This is a genomic window from Micromonospora sp. IBSANI012 (assembly GCF_052814045.1).
Map to the genome: position 1 here is coordinate 5,455,859 of NZ_CP199933.1, position 18,681 is coordinate 5,474,539.

The following is an 18,681-nucleotide window of genomic DNA, read 5'->3' on the forward strand; positions in this document are numbered from 1 at the left end:
TCAGTTGCCGTCGCGGGGGCCGGTCTGGCGGTAGGTGACCGCCGAGCTGGGCGGGACGAAGTCGCGGACGGGCTGGTCCTTGAGCGCGGTGAGGAGCACCCGGCCCACCGCGTCCACCATCCGGGCCTGCACCGCCTGGCCGACCGCGTCCCGCGGGTCGTCCGGGTTCGCCGCCATCGAGGCGATCGCGAGCTGCGGGGTGACCGCGACCACCGACTCGCTCTCGTACCCCTCCGAGCTGCCGGTCTTGCCGGCCACCGGGCGGCCCAGCAGCGGCCGGAGCCGCTCCGCGGTGCCGCCGTCGCAGCGGTGGTACATGGTCTGGTCGCCGACCGGGCAGCGGGCCGCGTCCACCGCCGCCCGGGCCACGTCGGTGTCGACGACCTGCCGGCAGTCCGGGCGACCGGCGGCCACCTCGTGCCCGGCGCTGTCGGTGATCGACACCACCGGCAGCGGCGCGCACCAGGTCCCCTCGGCGGCGACCGTGGCGTAGGCGTTGGCCAGGTCGAGCGGGGTGGTCGAGGAGACCCCGAGGGTGAACGAGCCCCAGTTCCGCGCGCCGGAGCGGGCCAGCCTGGCGTCGTCCTCGGCCCGGAACCCGATGCCCAGCCGCTCCGCCATCTCCACCACCCGGTCCGCGCCGACCCGCTCGATCAGCCAGGCGAAGTAGGTGTTCACCGAGCGGCCGAAGGCGGTCCACATGGTGTGCGGCCCGTCCATCCAGTCCGGCGTGGCGTTGGCCGGGCACCAGTTGCCGCCGCAGCTGGCCCGTCCCGCGTCGACCGGGAACCGGGTGACGATCCGGGTCGGGGCGTCGAAGCGGGTGTCCAGCGGCAGCCCGGACTCCAGGGCGGCCAGCATGGTGAAGAGCTTGAAGGTCGAGCCGCCCTGGTAGCCCTCGATGCCGCCGCCACCGGCGACGAGCTGGTTGACGGTGTTCGGGTAGTTCTTCCGGCCGGCCGGGTTCTCGGCCACGCTGTAGTTCCGGTTCACCGCCATCGCCAGCACCCGGCCGGTGCCGGGCTGGACCACCGCGGTCGGCACGGCCCGCCGGTCGGTGACGGGGTAGATGTCCAGCACCTGCCGCAGGGTGGCCCGCTGCACGGCCGGGTCCAGCGACGAGACGATCCGGAAGCCACCCCGGCGCAGGGTGTCCTGCCGCTCGGCGGCGGACGACCCGAAGGCCGGCTGGGCGCTCCACCACTTGCTGAACCAGTCGCAGAAGAAGCCCCAGTCGCTCTGCTCCCCGGACACGGCGGTGCAGTCGTTCGGGGTCTCGCTGGGGCGCAGTGCCAACGGGCCGGCCTTCGCCTGCGCCGCCTCGGCCTGCGACACCTGCCCCGCGTCGACGAGCCGGTCCAGCACGTACGCCTTGCGGCGCAGCGCCGCGTCGGCGTCGCCGTTGATCGGGTCGTCGGTGTCCGGCGAGCGGACCAGACCGGCGAGCAGGGCCGCCTGGGGCAGCGTGAGGCTCGCCGGTGAGGTGGAGAAGTAGCGCTTGCTGGCGGCCGCGATGCCGTACGCCCCGGCGCCGAAGTAGGCGATGTTGAGGTAGCGCCGGAGGATCTCGTCCTTGTTCAGCTCGCGCTCCAGCGACAGGGCGTACCGCATCTCCCGCAGCTTGCGGGCGGCGCTGATCTCGGTGGCCGCGGTGCGCTGCTCCCGGGTCAGCCGGGGATCGCTGGCCAGCACGTTGCGCACGTACTGCATGGTCAGCGTGGAGGCGCCCTGCCGGGTCGTGCCGTCGCGCCGGTTGGCGGTGAAGGCCCGGACCACGCCGCGCAGGTCGACGCCCCGGTGCTGGTAGAAGCGGGTGTCCTCGGCGGCCACGATGGCCTGGCGCATCACCGGCGCCACGTTGGCCAGCGGCACCTCGACGCGGTCCTCGGTGTAGAACGAGGTGATCAGGGTGCGGCCGTCGTTGGCGTACAGGTTCGACCGCTGCGCGGTGGGTGGGGTGCGCAGGCTCGACGGCAGCTCGGAGTAGGGCGCGGAGAGCGCGCCGAAGCCCAACCCGAGCACCAGGGCGACCGGGAGGGCGGCCGCCGCCAGCACCAGCCCGGCGAGCACGCCGGCGATCACCACGGTGAACAACTTGTCGAGATGGGCCCGGATCATCAGTACTCCCCGCAGGAGCCGTCAGGACCCGTCCAGAATGACCCGCAATGCCCCTTCCGCCCTCATATTTCGCGAAACCCGGAGGAAACTCGCGAGCGGGACGCGGCGCGGAGCACCGGACACGCCGCCCGGTTCACCCGGGCGGGGGGGTCAGGGCAGCAGCGCCGCGGTGAGCGGGTGCACGGTCTCCTCGATCTCGTCGGCCACCCGGCTGAAGCACTGGTCGCCCCGGCCCCAGGGGTCGTCCAGGTCGTCGGAGTGCAGCGCCGCCGAGCCCTGCCGGGCCGCGTCGGCGGCCGCCACCAGGGCCACGCCCCGGGCGTACACCGCCTCGCCGGTGGCCTCCGCCGGCGGCAGGGCGGCGGCGTCCACCAGCCCGAGCAGCCGGCCGAATTCGCCGAGCACGAAGGTGCGGGCCGCGGCGTCGGGACGCAGCGCCACCACGTACTCCTGCTGGTCGGCGGTGGCGGTGAGGACCAGGTCGGCGGCGTCGATCAGATCCGAGCGCAGCTTGCGGGCGGCGAAGCCGTCCACCTCACCGCCGCGCGAGAGCACCTGCCGGGCCGCCGGCGGGTTCATCTCCTCGCCGGCGTGCCAGCCGCCGGTGCCAGCGCTGTGGCTGTGCAGCAGCTCGTCGGAGCGGGTCGGGTCGACGCCGAGCCGGCCCAGCCGCTCCCGGACCGCGAGCACCAGCAGTCGCTCCGCCATCGGCGAGCGGCAGATGTTGCCCATGCACACGTGCAGGACGGTGAACGGCGGCACTCAGGCCCCCCGCTCGTCGAGGATGTCCGGCGCCACGTCGCGGAGCTTGTCCAGCCCGATCGCGCCCAGCCGGAGCACCCGCGGCACCTCCCCGGTCAGGTCGACGATCGTGCTCGGCACCGGGTCCGGGCAGGGCCCGGCCTCCAGGTAGGCGCGCACCGAGTAGCCGAGCTTGTCGCGGGCCTCCTCGGCGGTCAGCGCGGCCGCCTGGCCCGCCTTGTTCGCCGAGGCCACCGCCATCGGGCCGGTCTCCCGCAGCACCTCCAGCGCCACCGGGTGCAGCGGCATCCGGACCGCCACCGTGTCGCTGGCGTCGCCCAGGTCCCAGGCCAGGCTCGGCGAGTGCTCCACCACGATGGTCAGCGCACCGGGCCAGAACGCCTCGACCAGGTCGCGCGCGGCGCGCGGCAGCGAGAAGACCAGGCCGTCCAGCGTGTGCCGGGAGCCGATCAGCACCGGCGGCGCCTGCCGGCTGCCGCCCTTGGCGTCCGCCAGGGCCTTGACCGCGTACGGGGTGAAGGCGTCCGCGCCGATCCCGTAGACCGTGTCGGTCGGCAGGACGACCAGTTCGCCGTTCTTGACCGCCTCGATGGCAGCGGCGATGCCGCGGTCCCGGTCGGCGGGCGACCGACAGTCGTAGAGCATCACGAGGAGCCAGTCTGCCACGCCGGGGCCACACCGGCGTGCGGGCCGTCCGCCCGGCGGAACGCGGTGGCGAAGCGGGACCGTCCCGCCAGGTCCCGATGCTCCGCCACGTCGACGTACCGGCCGTCGCCGGCGAGCAGCGCCGGCACCGCCGCCCCGTGCGTGTCGTCGTGCTCCACGCCCAGCCCACCGCCGGGGCACAGCAGGTCCCCGGCGCGGGCCAGCACCGGCCGGATCACGCTCAACCCGTCCGTCCCGCCGAAGACCGCCTCGTCCGGGTCGTGCCCGGCCACCTCCGGCGGTACGGCCACCGCCCGGGGCACGTACGGCGGGTTGCAGAGCAGCACGTCCACCTCGCCGACCAGCGCGGCCAGCAGCTCCGGGTCGGTGACGTCGGCGGCGACCACCTCGATCGGCCGGTCCCCGGCGGCGGCCCGCTCGGCGGCGTTGCGCCGCAGCCACTCCAGCGCGGCGGGCGACCGCTCCACGGCCACCACCCGGGCGGCCGGCACCTCCTGGGCGACCGCGAGCGCGATCGCCCCCGAACCGCTGCACAGGTCCACCACCAGCGGCGCCGGCCGGGTCCGGGCCACCTCGATCCCCCAGCCGGCGAGCAGCTCGGTCTCCGGCCGGGGCACGAAGACCCCCGGCCCGACCGCCAGCTCCAGGTGCCGGAACCCGGCCCGGCCGGTCAGGTGCTGCAACGGCTCCCGGTCGGCCCGGCGGGCGACCAGCGCCTCGAACCGTTCCCGCTGGGCGGCGGTGAAGCCGTCCGCCAGCGCCAGCCGGCCGCGAGGCACGTCCAGCACGTACGCGGCGAGCAGCTCCGCCTCGGCGCGGGCCGACTCCACCCCGGCGGCGGTCAGGGCACGGGTGGCGCGGGCCACAGCGAGCGAGGGTCGCTCGCGTTCTGTCCCTTCGGAGGGGTGGCGCGGAAGGAAGGTCACGACATAATCATGAAGCGTCGCGGGTCACGCCACGAGTGGGTGCGGCCGGACGCACACGGACAGGAGGTTCGCAGGTGGGGTGGCTCGACCGGGTCGATGACCAGGTTGACGCTCTCCGGCGTGCCCGGACCCTGCAGGAGTCGAGCCGGTCCGCCGAGGCGTGCGGCCTGCTCGAAGGGGTGCTGCGCACCACCACCGACCCGCACACCCGCGCCGACGCGCTGGTGCAGCGCCTCTGCGCCCTGATCAATCTCGGTCGGACGGCGGAGTTCACCGGGGCCATCGAAGAGGCGTCCACCGCCGTCCGCGACCTGCCCGAGCCGTACCTGCACGGGCACCTCAACGCGCTGGCCGCGCTCGCCGCGCACCACCAGGGCGCGCTGGACCGGTGCGTCACCCACCTGGTGCGCGCCGCCCGGGCACTGGGCGCGGCCGAGGAGCGGGACCGGGACACCGCCTGGGGCTGGCACGACCTGGCGATGGCCTACTCGTACCTCAGCTTCCACGGCTACGCCCTCGGCGCCATCGAGCGGGCCCGGCAGCACGGGCTGGCCGCCGGGCTCCCCGAGGAGGTCTTCGCCGCGCCGGGGATCCGGCTGCGCAACGCGGTCGCCCTGGACCACAACGGCGACAGCGACGGCTGCCTGCGGGTGCTCCGGGACATCGCCATCGACCTGAACCGGTTCGTCCGCGACGGCCGGAGCGAGCGGATCCGCCCCAGCAGCCTGGCCGCGTACGGCTACGCGGCGGCCCGCCGGGCCGCCCTGGGCGACCCGCTGGAGACCGGCACGAAGACCGACCCGGTCCGGCTGCTCGCCCACGGCGGCGACAGCGCCCGCGCCCGCGACATGCGGCAGCTCGGGCAGGTCTGCCTGGCCGTCGCCGACGGCCGGCCGATCGAGGCGATCACCCGGCTGGACACCGCGCTGGTCTCCAACGAGACGCTCGGCGCGGCCGAGCCGTCCCGGCTGCGCAGCATCGCGTACGCCCGGGCCGGCGACCACGTGGCGGCGCACCGGGCCGACCGGATGGCATTCCGGCTGGCCGCCCAGCGCAACGACCGGCTGCGCGACGTGTACATCGACGGCATCGCCGCCCGGATCGACCACGAGGAGATGCGCCGCGAGGCCGCCCGGTACGAGGGCGAGGCGCTCACCGACCCGCTCACCGGCCTGCCGAACCGGCGCCGGCTGGAGCGCTACATCGCCTCGGTGACCTCGCAGGGCGAGCGGGTGGTGATCGGCGTCTGCGACCTGGACGGGTTCAAGGCGGTCAACACCACCCACGGCCACCACTCCGGGGACCTGGTCCTGCAACGCATCGCCGGAGTGATCAACCGGGTGATGCGCCGGGGCGACTTCGTGGCCCGCTACGGCGGGGACGAGTTCGTGGTGGTGCTCTCCGAGGCCGGGATGACCGAGGCGGCCGAGGTGGCCCGGCGGATCCACGCGGCGGTGCGCACCGAGGACTGGGAGTCCCTGGTGCCCGGCACCCCGGTCGGGGTGAGCATCGGCTTCGCCGAGGTGGACGGCGCCCGCGGCGCGCTACGCGACGCGCTCGGCACCGCCTTCGAGATCGCCGACCGCGAGATGCTCCGCGCCAAAACCCGCCCCCGCGCCTCCTGACCCGCCCTCCCCGCGCCCCGCGCCCCACGCTTGAGGCCTCTTTCACGGAAAGCGTGGCTATTCGGCGTCGAATAGCCACGCTTTCTCGGAAAGTGCGTCGGTGGGCGGGTGGGGCGCCCGGTGGGGAGATCGGGTCAGCGGCGGGTCAGTTCGGTGTCGCCGGAGAGGCGGGCGGCACGGTCGGCCTCGGTGAGGGCGTCCAGGACGCCGTCCAGGTCGCCGGCGAGCGCCAGGTCGAGGTTGTACGCCGTGTAGCCGATCCGGTGGTCGGTGATCCGGTTCTGCGGGAAGTTGTAGGTGCGGATCCGCTCCGAGCGGTCCACCGTGCGCACCTGCGCCTTGCGGGCGTCCGAGGCGGCGGCGTCGGCCTGCTCCTGGGCGACGGCGAGCAGCCGGGCCCGCAGGATGCGCATCGCCTGCTCCCGGTTCTGCAGCTGGGACTTCTCGTTCTGGCAGGAGACCACCACGCCGGTCGGCAGGTGGGTGATCCGGACCGCCGAGTCGGTGGTGTTCACCGACTGGCCGCCCGGCCCGGACGAGCGGAACACGTCGATCCGCAGCTCGTTGGGGTCGACGGTGACGTCGACGTCCTCCGCCTCGGGCAGCACCAGCACGCCGGCGGCGCTGGTGTGGATGCGCCCCTGCGACTCGGTGACCGGCACGCGCTGCACCCGGTGCACGCCGCCCTCCCACTTCAGCCGCGACCAGACGCCGTTGCCGCCCTCCGGGACGCCCTTGGTCTTGATCGCCAGCGAGACGTCCTTGACCCCACCCAGGTCGGAGTCCTGCGCGTCGATCACCTCGGTGAGCCAGCCGTGCCGCTCGGCGTACCGGGTGTACATCCGCAGCAGGTCGCCGGCGAAGAGCGCGGACTCCTCGCCACCCTCGCCGGCCTTGATCTCGATGATCACGTCCTTGGCGTCGTGCGGGTCGCGCGGGATCAGCAGCTCGGCCAGGCGCTCCTCCAGTGCCGGCAGGCTCGCCGCGATCGACTCCGCCTCCGCGGCGAAGGACGGTTCCTCGGCGGCCAGCTCCCGGGCCGCGGCCAGGTCGGCGCGGGCCTGCTCCAGTTCACCGGCGGCCTTGTGCAGCGGCACCAGCTCGGCGTACCGGCGGCCCACCCGGCGGGCGGTGCCCTGGTCGGCGTGGATGGCCGGGTCGGCCAGCCGCTTCTCCAGCTCGGCGTACTCGTCGAGGAGGGAAGCCAGGCGCTCGCTGCTCATGCGGGGGATGCTCCTTCGACGGACGGACGGGCGTAACCGGGGGCGGAACGGACGAACGCCCGTGTCCGGCCGAAGCCGGACACGGGCGTCGTCGGTGGAGCTACTTGGCCTTCTTCGCCTGAACCTTGGCGTACTTCTGCTGGAACTTGGCGACCCGGCCGGCGGTGTCGAGGACGCGCTGCTTGCCGGTGTAGAACGGGTGGCAGGCGCTGCAGGTCTCGACGTGGATCGCGCCGCCCTTGGCGGTGCTGCGGGTCGAGAAGGTGTTACCGCAGGAGCAGGAGACCTCGGTGGTCACGTACTCCGGGTGGATGTTGGGCTTCATGTCGCCTCGGTCCTTTCGTCGGTGGTCGCCGGGTCGCCGCTGATCTCCCCGTCGCCTGGTGCGCGACGGACTCGGGCGTGAACCGGAACCGGTGGCCGATTGACCAGTGTGCCATGGGCGTGAGCCGACCCGGCAAGCGGGCCGCACGATCGGTCCGGCAGTGGTAACGCCCGCCTCCTGGTTCGCATTCCCGCCACCGGGGACCAGCATTCCCGCCCCCGGCGTACGGTGGGATCGTGCCCGATTCGTCCCTGACCCGAGCGGGATGGGCAGGATGCCCCGACTGATCGCCACCCGCGGGCTGCCCGCCTCCGGCAAGACCAGTTTCGCCCGTACCCTCCAACCGGCCGTCGCCCGGGTGAACCGCGACGACCTGCGCCGGATGCTGCACGGTGAGCGGCTGTTCACCCAGCGGGCCGAGTACCAGGTGACGCTCGCCCAGCGGGCCCAGGTGGAGGCGCTGCTGCGGGCCCGGATAAGCGTCTGCGTGGACGACACCAACCTGCGCTCGCGCACCCTGCGGGACTGGGCCGACCTAGCCGCCCGGTACGACGCGGACTTCGAGGTGCACGACTTCACCGACGTACCGCTGGACGAGTGCCTGCGCCGCGACGCCGCGCGGGCGGAGGCGGACCGGGTCGGCGAGTCTGCCATCCGGCGCCTGCACGAGCGCTACCTGGCCAACCGGCCGCTGCCGCTGCCGGTGCCGACGGCCCGCACCGGCCGGGCCGGCACGGTCGACGCGACCCCGGCCGGCCCGCCGGAGATCGTGCTGGTGGACATCGACGGCACGGTCGCGCTGAACGTCTCCCGCAGCCCGTACGACATGACCCGGGTGGGCGAGGACGAGCCCAACGAGGCGGTGATCGCGGCGGTCCGGGCGATGCACGCCGCCGGGTACGGGGTGATTTTCTGCTCCGGACGCGACGCCACCGCCCGTCCCGCCACCGAAGCCTGGCTGGACCGCCACGTGCGGGTGCCGTACCTCGGTCTGCACCTGCGCGCGGTGGGCGACTCCCGCAAGGACGCCGTGGTGAAGCAGGAGATCTACGAGCGTGAGGTGCGCGATCGCTACCGGGTGGCCGGGGTCTTCGACGACCGGCAGCAGGTGGTGCGGATGTGGCGGTCACTCGGGCTGACCGTCTTCCAGGTCGCCGAGGGCGACTTCTGAGCGCTCGGCGCACTGCGCCCCCCGGGCAACGCCCACCCCGCACGCTTTGCTCTGCTGCCGCCACGGCAACACCCGACGTCCGGTATCCGGACGGTCGGTGTTGCTCCGAAGGCAGCAGAGCAAAGCGGGTGGAAGGACGGTCCTCGACCAGGCTGAGACGCGCCGCCGGTCGGCCCTCGCCGAGGAACCGACGACCGGGCCGGAGCGCACCGCCGGTCGGCCCCTCGCCGCAGGGGCCGACCGGCGGGCGGGATGCCCGGCGGGCGCCGGGCCGGTCAGGCGGCGGGTGCCTCCCCAGGTGTCTCCGCCGCCGTCAGCGCGACCGTCGCCTCGGCCCGGACGCCGTTCACGGTCACCGCGAGCAGCACCTGCGCGCCGGCCCGCAGCGCGGTCAGCTGCCCGGTGGCCGGGTCGAAGCGGGCCACGTGCCAGGGCCGCACCCCGCCCGGACCTCCGATGTGGACGTTCGGTGAGGCGGACCAGTCGGCGCTGACCGGGGCCGCCACGGGGACGGCACGACCGCCCGGCTGGGTGAGCGTCGCGGTCACCGTGGCCGGCGTCCCCACCGCCACGGCGGCCGGCGCGCTCACCGCGAGCCGGTCCACGTGGGCGTGGAACTCCGCGGCGACCCAGCGCGGCCCCTCGACCAGCGGATCCCGGCGGGCCCGGTCGGCCTCGGCCGGGGTCACCGGGTCCACGCCGAACTCGGTCCAGCCGGTGAAGCCGCCGAGCTGCGGCGGCGTCGACGGGTTCTTGCCCGAGTTGCCGTTGATCACGTACGGCACGCCGTCCACCCGGTCGGCGTGGAAGGTGCCGACGTGCCCGCCGACGAACAGCGCGCCCTTGCCGGTGCGGTGCTGGAAGTCGGCCAGCCACTGCTCCAGCAGCGCCGCCTCCTTGCGGTCGCCGAGCTGGCTGGCCTTGGCAGGGCTCGGGTCGCGGGGCGGGTGGTGGTGCAGCACCACCACCGAGCCGACCGCCGGGTCGGCGGCGGCCGAGTCCAGCGCCTCGCGCAGCATCCGGACCTGGTCGAAGCCGCCGCCGCGCAGCGACCCGGTGGACGAGTTCAGCGTGACGAACCGGGTGCCCGCGTGGTCGAAGACCCGCTGGGTGTCGCCGAAGACGGCGCGGAAGTTGTCGATCGGCGCGCCCATGATCTCGTGGTTGCCCGGGACGTAGTACCAGGGCAGCTCGCCGCCCAGCTCCTCGTCCAGCAGCCGCTTCGCCAGCGCGAAGTCCGCCGGGTACGCGGTGTCCACGAAGTCACCGTTGATCACCAGGAAGTCCGGCTTCGCCGCCTTCACCTCGCGCAGCGTACGGCGGGCCTGGGCGACCAGGTCGCTGTCCGGATCGGCGGCGACGAACTGGGCGTCGGACATCACCGCGAAGCGCCAGGGCGCGCCGTCCACCGTGCCGTCGCGCAGCACCACCCGGTCGGTACGGGGCGGCTCGGCCGGCGCGTCGATGGTGGGCGGCACCTTCGCCACCAGGTCGTCGATGACCACCTCGCTGGTGTACTGCGCCGCCGGGTTGGTCTCCGCCACATAGAACCGGCGGACCCGCACCGGGTACTGCACGCCGGGCGGCACCGCGAACTCGACGTACTTCCAGCCCTTCCAGGTGACCAGCGGGCCGCGCAGCACGTGCTGGGTGTCCTGCGCGTCGTGCAGGTGCAGGCTGGGCCACTCGCCGGTGCCGTTGCCGTGGATCCACATGCCGAACGCCTGCGGCTGGCCGGGCACCGCGATCCAGGCCGGCGGGTCGGCGTACGCGGCCCGGGTGCCGGTGGACTGGCTGAAGTCGTACGTCATCCGCAGGCCGGTGCCGGTGTGCCCCGGCGCCGGGGCGACCGCGCCGCTGGCCCGGGCCTGGCTGAACCTCCAGGCGGCCGCGTCGTCGAAGCCGGCCACCGGCACGTCGGTCAGCCCGACGGTCACCGGCAGCACCGTGGCGTGCCGGCCGACGTGGACGGTGACCAGGGCGGAGCCGCTGTCGCCGAGGGCCTTGACCGACAGGTTGCCGTCGGCGGTGGGGGTGACCGCCAGCAGCGTCCGGTCGTACTCCAGGGTCAGGTCGGCCGGCTCGATCGGCGCGGTGTTGCCCTCGGCGTCGTAGCCGACCACGCCGAACAGCCCGCCGTCGCCGGCCCGGTTCAGGCCGACCCGGTCCACCGTGGAGTCGACCCGGGCCAGCGGGCCGAGCACGGTCAGGTCGAGCGTGCCCCGGGCCTCGCCGCGCCAGGCGGTGACGGTGCTGCGGCCGGTTGCGCCGGCGCGGAAGACCCCGTCGGCCACGGTGCCCTGCGCGGCCGGGTTCGCCCGCCACGTCGGCGCGCCCTGAGCCGGGCCGTACGTCTCGTCGTAGCCCGCGGCGGTGAGCCGGCGGGTCAGTCCGGGGAAGACCCGGTCGGGCCGGCCGCCCCGCACCGGCGCGACGCCCGGCGCGGCGGTCGGGTCGCTCGCCGTCTCCAGCCAGTACCCGGTGAGCCGGCCACTGCCCTCGGGGGCGTAGACCGCCAGCCCGTTGGGGACCGCGCGCTCGGTGCCGTCGGACGGGCTGTTCTCCACCTGCACGGCCGCCGCGCCGGGCTCTCGGGCCAGCAGGGTCGACGAGCCGCCCCCGTCCAGGTTGAGCGCGTGGTACGCGCCCAGCCCGGCCATCATCTCGCCCATCTCGGTCTGCGTGACGCCCCGGCTGTCCACCTGACGCCCGTCCACGGTGAGCAGGATCATCCGCCGCCCGTCGGCGGAGAAGCCGACGGCGGTGCGCGGGGCCAGGGTCGGGTCGGCGATGGTCTGCACCGCCCCGTCGCGGACCAGGACGTTGCCCCCGCCCACGGCGGCGCGCAGGTCGCCGCCCTCGGACGGCTTCGGCTTCCAGGTCAGGTCGATCGGGTCGCCCGGGCGCAGGGCGGCCAGGGCGTCCGCGCCGGCCTCCCGGCCGAGCAGCACGGTGGTCCCGGCCGGAATCGGCCCCTCGCCCGCCGTGGCGCCGACGGTGGCCACTCGGCCGTCCCGGACCGCCACCTCGGTGACCCGGGCCGCGCCCTCCACCGTCCGCCGCCGGGGGTACGACCCCCAGAGCGCGGTGAACACGCCGACGCCGTTGGCCTGCACCATGTTGTTGAACTGGGTCAGGGTGACCGGGCCGGCCGGCAGCGTCGCGGTGCCGTCGAAGTGCACCTGGACCACCCGGCCGATGCCGTCGCCGGTGATGGCGGCCGCGTTGTGGTGGCCGGCGACCGGCGACTGGATCAGTTCGCCGTCGCGGATGCCGACGCCCTGCGCGGCACCGGAGTTGTTGATGTCGAAGAAGTCGCCGTTGACCGCGGCGACGGCCCGGTCCCGGTCGACCGCGCCGCGCAACGGCTCGGCCCGGGCCACCTCCCCGGAGTTGACGTAGTCGACCGTCAGCCCGCCGCTGAGGTCGGCGGTGAGCGCGTCGGCGCGCAGCCAGCCTGCGGCGTCGTACCGGTCGAAGGAGGTGAGGTCGAGCCCCGGGGCGACCGGCCGGGTGGTCCGGGCGGTCTCCAGTCCGTCGGCGCGCGCGACGCCGGCCGGGGCGAGCGCCACCGCGGCGGCCGGGTACGACGAGGCGCGGGGCGCGTCCTCGGCGGCGGTGCCGGCGGCGGGCGACGCGGCGGACGCCGGGACGGCCCCGGCGAGCGCGAGCAGCGGCGTCAACAGCAGGACGCCGGGAAGGCGGGCGGTTCGGCTGCGGGTACGCATGGACGACAGTCAACCCGGCGATGCACAGAAGTTTCAATACCCGGGGACTGAATTGAAGGAAAATTCCAGAGTCCACTGCCCCGGGATACGGCGAAGGGCACGGCCGGTGTGGCCGTGCCCTTCGCTTGTCTCACCCGGGTGAGGTCACTCCCCCGGCGTCGACTTGGCGATCTGCATCAGGAACTCGATGTTGGTGCGGGACTGCTTGAGCCGGTCCAGCAGCAGGTCGAGCGCCGCCTGCGAGTCCAGCGAGTGCAGCACCTTGCGGAGCTTGTGGATGATGGCCAGCTCCTCCGGCGCGAGCAGGACCTCCTCCTTACGCGTGCCGGACGGGTTGATGTCGATGGCCGGGAAGGTCCGCTTGTCGGCGATCTTCCGGTCCAGCTTCAGCTCCGCGTTACCGGTGCCCTTGAACTCCTCGAAGATGACCGTGTCCGCCATGGACCCGGTCTCCACCAGCGCGGTGGCGAGGATGGTCAGCGAGCCGCCGTTCTCGATGTTGCGGGCCGCACCCAGGAAGCGCTTCGGCGGGTAGAGCGCGGTGGAGTCGATACCACCCGACATGATCCGGCCGCTGGCCGGCGCCGCCAGGTTGTACGACCGCCCGAGCCGGGTCACCGAGTCGAGCAGCACGACCACGTCGTGGCCCAGCTCGACCAGGCGCTTGGCCCGCTCGATCGCCAGCTCCGCCACCGTGGTGTGGTCCTGCGGCGGACGGTCGAACGTGGCCGCGACGACCTCGCCCTTCACCGACCGCTGCATGTCGGTGACCTCTTCGGGCCGCTCGTCCACCAGCACCACCATCAGGTGGCACTCCGGGTTGTTCCGGGTGATCGCGTTGGCGATCGCCTGGAGCACCATCGTCTTACCGGCCTTCGGCGGCGACACGATCAGCGCGCGCTGCCCCTTGCCGATCGGCATGACCAGGTCGATCACCCGGGTGGTGAGGATCTGCGGCTCGGTCTCCAGCCGCAGCCGCTCCTGCGGGTACAGCGGAGTGAGCTTGTAGAACTCGGGACGACGCTTCGCCTCGTCCGGCTCCATGCCGTTGATGGTGTCCAGCCGGACCAGCGGGTTGTACTTGTCCCGCCGCTGGTCGCTGCCACCGTCGCGAGCGGCCCGCACCGCACCGGTGATCGCGTCACCGCGGCGCAGCCCGTACTTCTTGATCTGGGACATCGAGACGTAGACGTCGTTCGGGCCGGCCAGGTAGCCGGTGGTCCGGACGAAGGCGTAGTTGTCGAGGATGTCAACGATGCCGGCCACCGGGACGAGCACGTCGTCCTCGCTGACCTGCGGCTCGCGACCGCCCTCGCGGCCGCCCTCGCGGCCACCCTCGCCGCCCTCGGCCCGCTCGCCGCGGCCACGCCGACGGTCACGGAACCGGCTGCGCCGGCCACGCCGGCCGCCGCCCTCGCCGTCCTCATCGGTGTCGTTGTCGCGCTGGGCCCGGTCGCCACCGCGGTCGTTGCGGTCGCCCCGGTCGGTGCGGTCACGCTCGGCCCGCTCACCGCGGTCGTTGCGCTCGCCGCGCTCGGCCCGGTCGCCACGGTCGGCCCGCTCGTTGCGGTCGCCGCGCTCGGCCCGCTCGCCACGCTCGGCCCGGTCACCGCGCTCAGCCCGGTCACCGCGCTCAGCACGCTCGCCGCGCTCGGCCCGGTCCCGGCCACGGCCCTCGCCGCGCTCGGCGCGCTCGCCGGTCTCGGCGGGAGCAGCCTCCTCGGTCCGCGCCTCGGCGGGACGGCCCTCGGCGGGACGGCCCTCGGCGGCGGCCCGGCCGCGCCGGGTCCGGGTACGGCCCTCGGCCTCGCCGGCGGCCGGTGCGACGGCAGCCTGCTCGGCAGCCCGCTCACCGGTCTCGCGAACCTCGGCGTGCACCTCTTCACGGGCGGGTGCGGCCGCGGCCGCAACCTCGGCCCGCGGTCGAGGGGTGCCGGCGGCGCCGCCCTGCTGCCGCTCGGTGATCGCGCTGATCAGCTCGCCCTTGCGCATGCGCGCCGTCCCGGAGATGCCGAGCGACGCGGCCAGGCTCTGCAGCTCTGGCAGCAGCATCGCCGACAGGCCGGTGCCGCTGCGTCGACGACGGGCGGGGGCAGCGGTGGTGGCATCGCCAGCGACGTTGGAAACATCCGACGTCACGTCGGTGGTGTCGCTCAATGGATTCCTTCCCTCGATAGGCCGGGACTGCCCGGAGTCGAGAAGCTCAGGTGGCCGGGCGGCCTCGGTGCACCCGCCTCGCATGGACACGTCGCGGGAGTCTGTGGCACAGCAGCTGGTCGGTTTCCCGACTCACCAGCATCGGTGAGCAGGTCTCGCCGTCTGCGGCGACCTGTGGAAACTGCGGTGCGGCGTGGGCCTTGGCAGGGGTGACGGGCTTACCGCCGAGAGCTTCGGGGGTGCGCCGACCCGCAGGGAGATCGCATGCTTCGCGGCTGTGCTAAGTCTAGAGCGTAATCAACTCTTCCGACCTGCGGCAACAGGGTCCCGCTCGGCGTGTCCCAGTCTACCCCGCGCGACCGTTGCGCCGCGCACCTCTACCGACAACCGCCAGACCTGCCAGTCTGTTCCCGCCTGGAAGCCGCTGGGCGGCTCGCCCAGCGCCAGCACCGTCGGCCCCGCCCCACTGACCACAGCCGCCACATCCGCCGCACGCAACGCGCTGACCAGGGCCGCCGTCCCCGGCATCCCGGGTGCCCGATAGTCCTGGTGCAGCCGGTCGACGGTCGCCGGCAGCAGCAACGCCGGCTCGGCGGTCAGGGCGTGCACCAGCAGCGCCGCCCGGCCGGCGTTCTGCGCGGCGTCGGCGTGCGGGACGGTCACCGGCAGCGCCGCCCGGGCGGTCGCGGTCAGCCCGCGCTCGGCCGGGACGAAGACGGTGGGCCGGATCCCCGCGGCGACGGGCAGCGACACCGCCCGCGCGCCGCCGGGCTCCGTCCAGGCCACGGTGAAGCCGCCCAGCAGGCAGGGGGCCACATTGTCCGGATGGCCCTCGATCTCGGCGGCCAGCCGGAGCACCGCGTCGTCGTCGAGCCGTTCCGGCCCGTCGGTGACCAGCGCGCGGGCCAGCAGCACCCCGGCCACGATCGCCGCCGAGGAGGAGCCCAGGCCACGGGCCTGCGGGATCCGGTTGACGCACTCCAGCGCCAGCCCCGGCGGCTGACCGCCGAGCACGTCGAAGGTGGCACGCATGGCGCGGGCCACCAGGTGCCGGTCGTCCTCCGGCAGCTCACCGGCGCCCTCGCCGGTGACCGACACCCGTACGCCGCCCGAGGTCACCTCGGCCGCGACGTCGTCGTGCAGCCCGAGGGCGAGGCCCAGCGCGTCGAAGCCCGGGCCCAGGTTGGCGCTGGTGGCGGGGACCCGGACGCGGACCGGCCCGGCGGCGAAAGTCAACGGCACCGGCTCATGCTAGGGCCCGGGACCGGCGTGGCGGGGTTCCGCCCGGACCGTGGGAACTGATCATTTTCCGCTAGCCTGGCCCGACCCACGGTCAGACGGAGGCGGCATGGAACTCTTCGGTTACTCGATCCTGCAGATCGGCGGAGAGCTGCCCACTCTGGCCGTGCTGGTGACCGGCCTGGTGCTGGCCGTGGCGCGCCGCGGTCGGCTGCCCCACCGGGCCCGGGCGCTGATGATGTCGGGCATCGCGGTGCTGCTGGTGGTCAGCCTGCTCGGTCTGGCCTGGAACGTGGCCGTGCCGCACCTGGTCGACCTCCGCTGGGACGGTGGCGGCGGGTTCGGCCAGTTTCACCTGGTCAGCCTCGCCGTCGGCGTGCTGTGGACGATCGGATATCCGATCGGGCTCGGCCTGCTCGTCGCCGCGGTGTTCGCCGGCCGGCCGGTCGCCGCGCCCGCCGTCGACTGGGCGGGCTGGACGCCGCCGGCCGGGGACGACGCGGACCACCCGGATCCCGCCCCGCAGTCGCCGGCTCCCGCCGCCACCCAGTGGGGCGGCACCGACCTCCCCGCGCCCCCGGCCACGCCCGAGCGGACCTGATCCGCCGAACGCCCTTCGGCGGTCAGGGGGCGGACGCCGGCGCCGCCTCCGTGGCCGGGTCGGACAGCGAGAGGCGACGGGTGGCGATCCGCCAGCCCACCGCGTAGACCAGCGTCACCAGGCCGCAGCCGGCGAGCACCACCCGCTCGTCGACCACGTCCACCACCGAGGCCACCACCAGCTGGCTGACCGAGATGGCCAGCGTCGCCAGCATCATGTCGGTGGCGAAGACCCGGCCGCGCAGCCGGTCCGGCACCTCGCCCTGGAGGGCGAAGTTCGACAGCACCCAGTTGCTGCCGCCGCCGAAATGGGCGACGAAGACCAGGACCAGCACCAGCGGGAACCAGCCGACCACCGAGGTGCCCAGGTAGGCGAGGCCGTACAGGGACATCGACGCGGCCAGGCCGGGCAGCAGCCAGGCCCGGTTGGTGAGCACCCGGCGCATCAGGATCGGCCCGACCAGCGCCCCCGCGCCCCGGAACGCGAAGAGCAGGCCGGCGCCGACCGGGCCGACGCCGTACACGCCGGCGAGCAGCGGGAAGACGGTCAGCACGCCGTTGCCCAGCCCGACCGCCGACTTGACCGTGACCAGGGCCAGCACCCGCGGCCGGTGCCCGATGTAGCCCAGCGCCTCCCGGATCGCCGCCCAGGTGCGCGGCGTCGGCAGGTCGGCGTCCCGGGGGGCCTGCAGGGGCCGGCGGATCAGCGCGGCCAGGCCCGCGGCCAGCGCCAGGCCGACCGCCGCCACCCAGAAGCAGGCGTACGGCCCGGCCGCGGCGCTCAGCACGCCGCCGAGCGAAGCGCCGACCACGGTCATCGTGCCCCAGGCGGAGCCGGCGACCGCGTTGCCGGCGGCCAGCTCGTCCGGGTCGAGCACGTTGGGCAGGGCGGCCTGCGCGGCCGGCGAGTAGAACGCCTTGGCCACCGCCACCGCGGCGATCGCCAGCATGGCCAGCCAGGCGGTGCCGGCGCTGCGCACGCCGAGCAGGAGCAGCACCCCGAGCAGGGCGGCGACGTTCGCCACCATCATGATCTTCTTGCGGTCGAACCGGTCGGCGATGGTCCCCGTGTACGGCAGCAGGAGCGCGACCACCCCGGTGTCCAGGGCGAGCACCAGCGCGCCCCAGACGCCGCTGCCGGTCAGCTTCGGCAGGAGCACCAGCAGCGGCACCATGACGAACCAGTCGGCGCCGAAGACCACCAGCTCGGCCAGGAAGAGGTTGCGGAAGTTCCGGTTGCGGGTGAGGACCGAGAAGGTGGGCGACACGTGCCCGAACCTTACCCGGCCGCTCACACCGCGGCGGTGCGTCGCAACAGCTGGGAGACGGTGACGAAGGTGTAGCCGCGGTCCCGCAGCCCGTCGATCATCGCGGGCAGGCCGCGCAGCGCCACCTGGCGGCGCTCGGCCCCCACGTCGTGGGCGAGCAGGATGGTGCCCGGCACGACGTCGGCCACGATGCGCCGGGCGTGCCCCGCCGGGTCGTCCGGGAACTCGCCCTCGACCATCTGCAGCGACCAGAGCACCAGGCGGTAGTCGAGGCGTACGGCGGCGTGCAGGACCGCGCCGCCGAGGTGCCCGTACGGGGGGCGGGCCACCCGGGGTGGACGGCCGGTGACGTCGGTGATGGCGTCGTGGGAGCGGCGCAGGTCGTCGTGGACCTCGGCGGCGTCCAGCCGGGCCAGGTCCCGGTGCCGCCAGCTGTGGTTGCCCACCTCGTGCCGACCCAGCCGGTCCCGGATCAGGCCGGCGTGCCGGCGGACCCGCTGGCCGACCAGGAAGAAGGTGGCCGGCACGTCGTGCTCGTCGAGGGTGTCCAGCACCATCGGCGTCCACTGTGGCAGCGGGCCGTCGTCGAAGGTCAGCGCCACGGTCCGGCTCTCGGTCGGGACATGCCAGACCACCTCCAGCGCGCCGCCGCCGACCTGCTGCCGGCGGTTGCCCACGGTGGCGCTGGCCGGCCCGCCGGCGAGCGGGAGCCGCCGGTCGGCGAGGTACGTGGTCTCGGACATCCCGACCGCACCGACCGCGGTGCCACCGGCCAGCAGGGCGCCGCCGCGCAGCACCGTCCGCCGCCCCCACCGCACACCGTCCCCGCCCGCCATGCCGCGCCCCCGCCCGTTGGTCGTCGTCCGAAGTGGA

At 74.5% G+C, this 18,681-nt stretch carries 14 protein-coding genes; 3 read left to right on the forward strand and 11 right to left on the reverse strand.

Annotated features, from left to right (window positions below):
* From ACTWM8_RS25195 to prmC, 4 genes are all read right to left on the reverse strand, one after another.
* Positions 1 to 2,118 carry a transglycosylase domain-containing protein gene (locus tag ACTWM8_RS25195; protein WP_446211166.1) on the reverse strand — a complete coding sequence of 706 codons (2,118 nt, stop codon included), beginning with the start codon at positions 2,116 to 2,118 and terminating at the stop codon, positions 1 to 3.
* A gap of 150 nt (positions 2,119 to 2,268) precedes the next feature.
* Entirely contained in the window at positions 2,269 to 2,880 is a 612-nt protein-coding gene (locus ACTWM8_RS25200; protein ID WP_446211167.1) for an arsenate reductase/protein-tyrosine-phosphatase family protein, read from the reverse strand.
* Entirely contained in the window at positions 2,881 to 3,525 is a 645-nt protein-coding gene (locus ACTWM8_RS25205) for an L-threonylcarbamoyladenylate synthase (RefSeq protein ID WP_446214668.1), read from the reverse strand. It lies immediately after the preceding gene.
* Positions 3,525 to 4,412, reverse strand: a complete 888-nt coding sequence (gene prmC, locus ACTWM8_RS25210; protein ID WP_446211168.1) for a peptide chain release factor N(5)-glutamine methyltransferase — start codon at positions 4,410 to 4,412, stop codon at positions 3,525 to 3,527. The genes ACTWM8_RS25205 and prmC overlap by 1 nt, the downstream gene beginning before the upstream one ends.
* A 134-nt stretch (positions 4,413 to 4,546) precedes the next feature.
* Here prmC and ACTWM8_RS25215 point away from each other — a divergent pair, with 134 nt between their 5' ends.
* Positions 4,547 to 6,097, forward strand: coding sequence for a diguanylate cyclase domain-containing protein (locus ACTWM8_RS25215; RefSeq protein ID WP_446211169.1), 1,551 nt, complete (start codon positions 4,547 to 4,549; stop codon positions 6,095 to 6,097).
* Between the two features lie 134 nt (positions 6,098 to 6,231).
* Here ACTWM8_RS25215 and prfA read toward each other — a convergent pair whose 3' ends face one another.
* Positions 6,232 to 7,320 carry a peptide chain release factor 1 gene (prfA, locus tag ACTWM8_RS25220; RefSeq protein WP_446211170.1) on the reverse strand — a complete coding sequence of 363 codons (1,089 nt, stop codon included), beginning with the start codon at positions 7,318 to 7,320 and terminating at the stop codon, positions 6,232 to 6,234.
* A 100-nt stretch (positions 7,321 to 7,420) separates the two neighbouring features.
* Positions 7,421 to 7,645, reverse strand: a complete 225-nt coding sequence (rpmE, locus tag ACTWM8_RS25225; RefSeq protein ID WP_446211171.1) for a 50S ribosomal protein L31 — start codon at positions 7,643 to 7,645, stop codon at positions 7,421 to 7,423.
* 274 nt (positions 7,646 to 7,919) lie between these two features.
* Here rpmE and ACTWM8_RS25230 point away from each other — a divergent pair, with 274 nt between their 5' ends.
* On the forward strand, positions 7,920 to 8,816 hold the full coding sequence (locus ACTWM8_RS25230) for a phosphatase domain-containing protein (RefSeq protein ID WP_446211172.1): 897 nt from the start codon (positions 7,920 to 7,922) through the stop codon (positions 8,814 to 8,816).
* A gap of 275 nt (positions 8,817 to 9,091) precedes the next feature.
* Here the strand turns inward: ACTWM8_RS25230 and ACTWM8_RS25235 are convergent, their stop codons facing one another.
* The 3 genes from ACTWM8_RS25235 to thrB form a co-directional block, all read right to left on the reverse strand.
* Complete coding sequence (locus ACTWM8_RS25235) at positions 9,092 to 12,544, reverse strand: phosphodiester glycosidase family protein (protein WP_446211173.1); 3,453 nt, start codon at positions 12,542 to 12,544, stop codon at positions 9,092 to 9,094.
* 144 nt (positions 12,545 to 12,688) lie between these two features.
* Positions 12,689 to 14,701, reverse strand: a complete 2,013-nt coding sequence (rho, locus tag ACTWM8_RS25240) for a transcription termination factor Rho (protein WP_446211174.1) — start codon at positions 14,699 to 14,701, stop codon at positions 12,689 to 12,691.
* 297 nt (positions 14,702 to 14,998) lie between these two features.
* A complete protein-coding gene (gene thrB / locus ACTWM8_RS25245; RefSeq protein ID WP_446211175.1) occupies positions 14,999 to 15,943 on the reverse strand; it encodes a homoserine kinase in 945 nt (314 codons plus the stop codon).
* Positions 15,944 to 16,049: 106 nt separating this feature from the next.
* On the opposite strand from thrB, the gene ACTWM8_RS25250 reads away from it, so the two are divergent.
* On the forward strand, positions 16,050 to 16,541 hold the full coding sequence (locus ACTWM8_RS25250) for a hypothetical protein (RefSeq protein ID WP_446211176.1): 492 nt from the start codon (positions 16,050 to 16,052) through the stop codon (positions 16,539 to 16,541).
* Positions 16,542 to 16,563: 22 nt separating this feature from the next.
* Here ACTWM8_RS25250 and ACTWM8_RS25255 read toward each other — a convergent pair whose 3' ends face one another.
* Both ACTWM8_RS25255 and ACTWM8_RS25260 read right to left on the reverse strand, forming a co-directional pair.
* Positions 16,564 to 17,808 (reverse strand): MFS transporter, encoded by a 1,245-nt coding sequence (locus tag ACTWM8_RS25255; protein WP_446211177.1) that lies wholly within the window; start codon positions 17,806 to 17,808, stop codon positions 16,564 to 16,566.
* Between the two features lie 23 nt (positions 17,809 to 17,831).
* The gene (locus tag ACTWM8_RS25260) at positions 17,832 to 18,644 is read right to left on the reverse strand and encodes a polysaccharide deacetylase family protein (RefSeq protein ID WP_446211178.1); all 813 of its coding nucleotides are present in this window, start codon (positions 18,642 to 18,644) and stop codon (positions 17,832 to 17,834) included.
* Positions 18,645 to 18,681 lie beyond the last annotated feature (37 nt).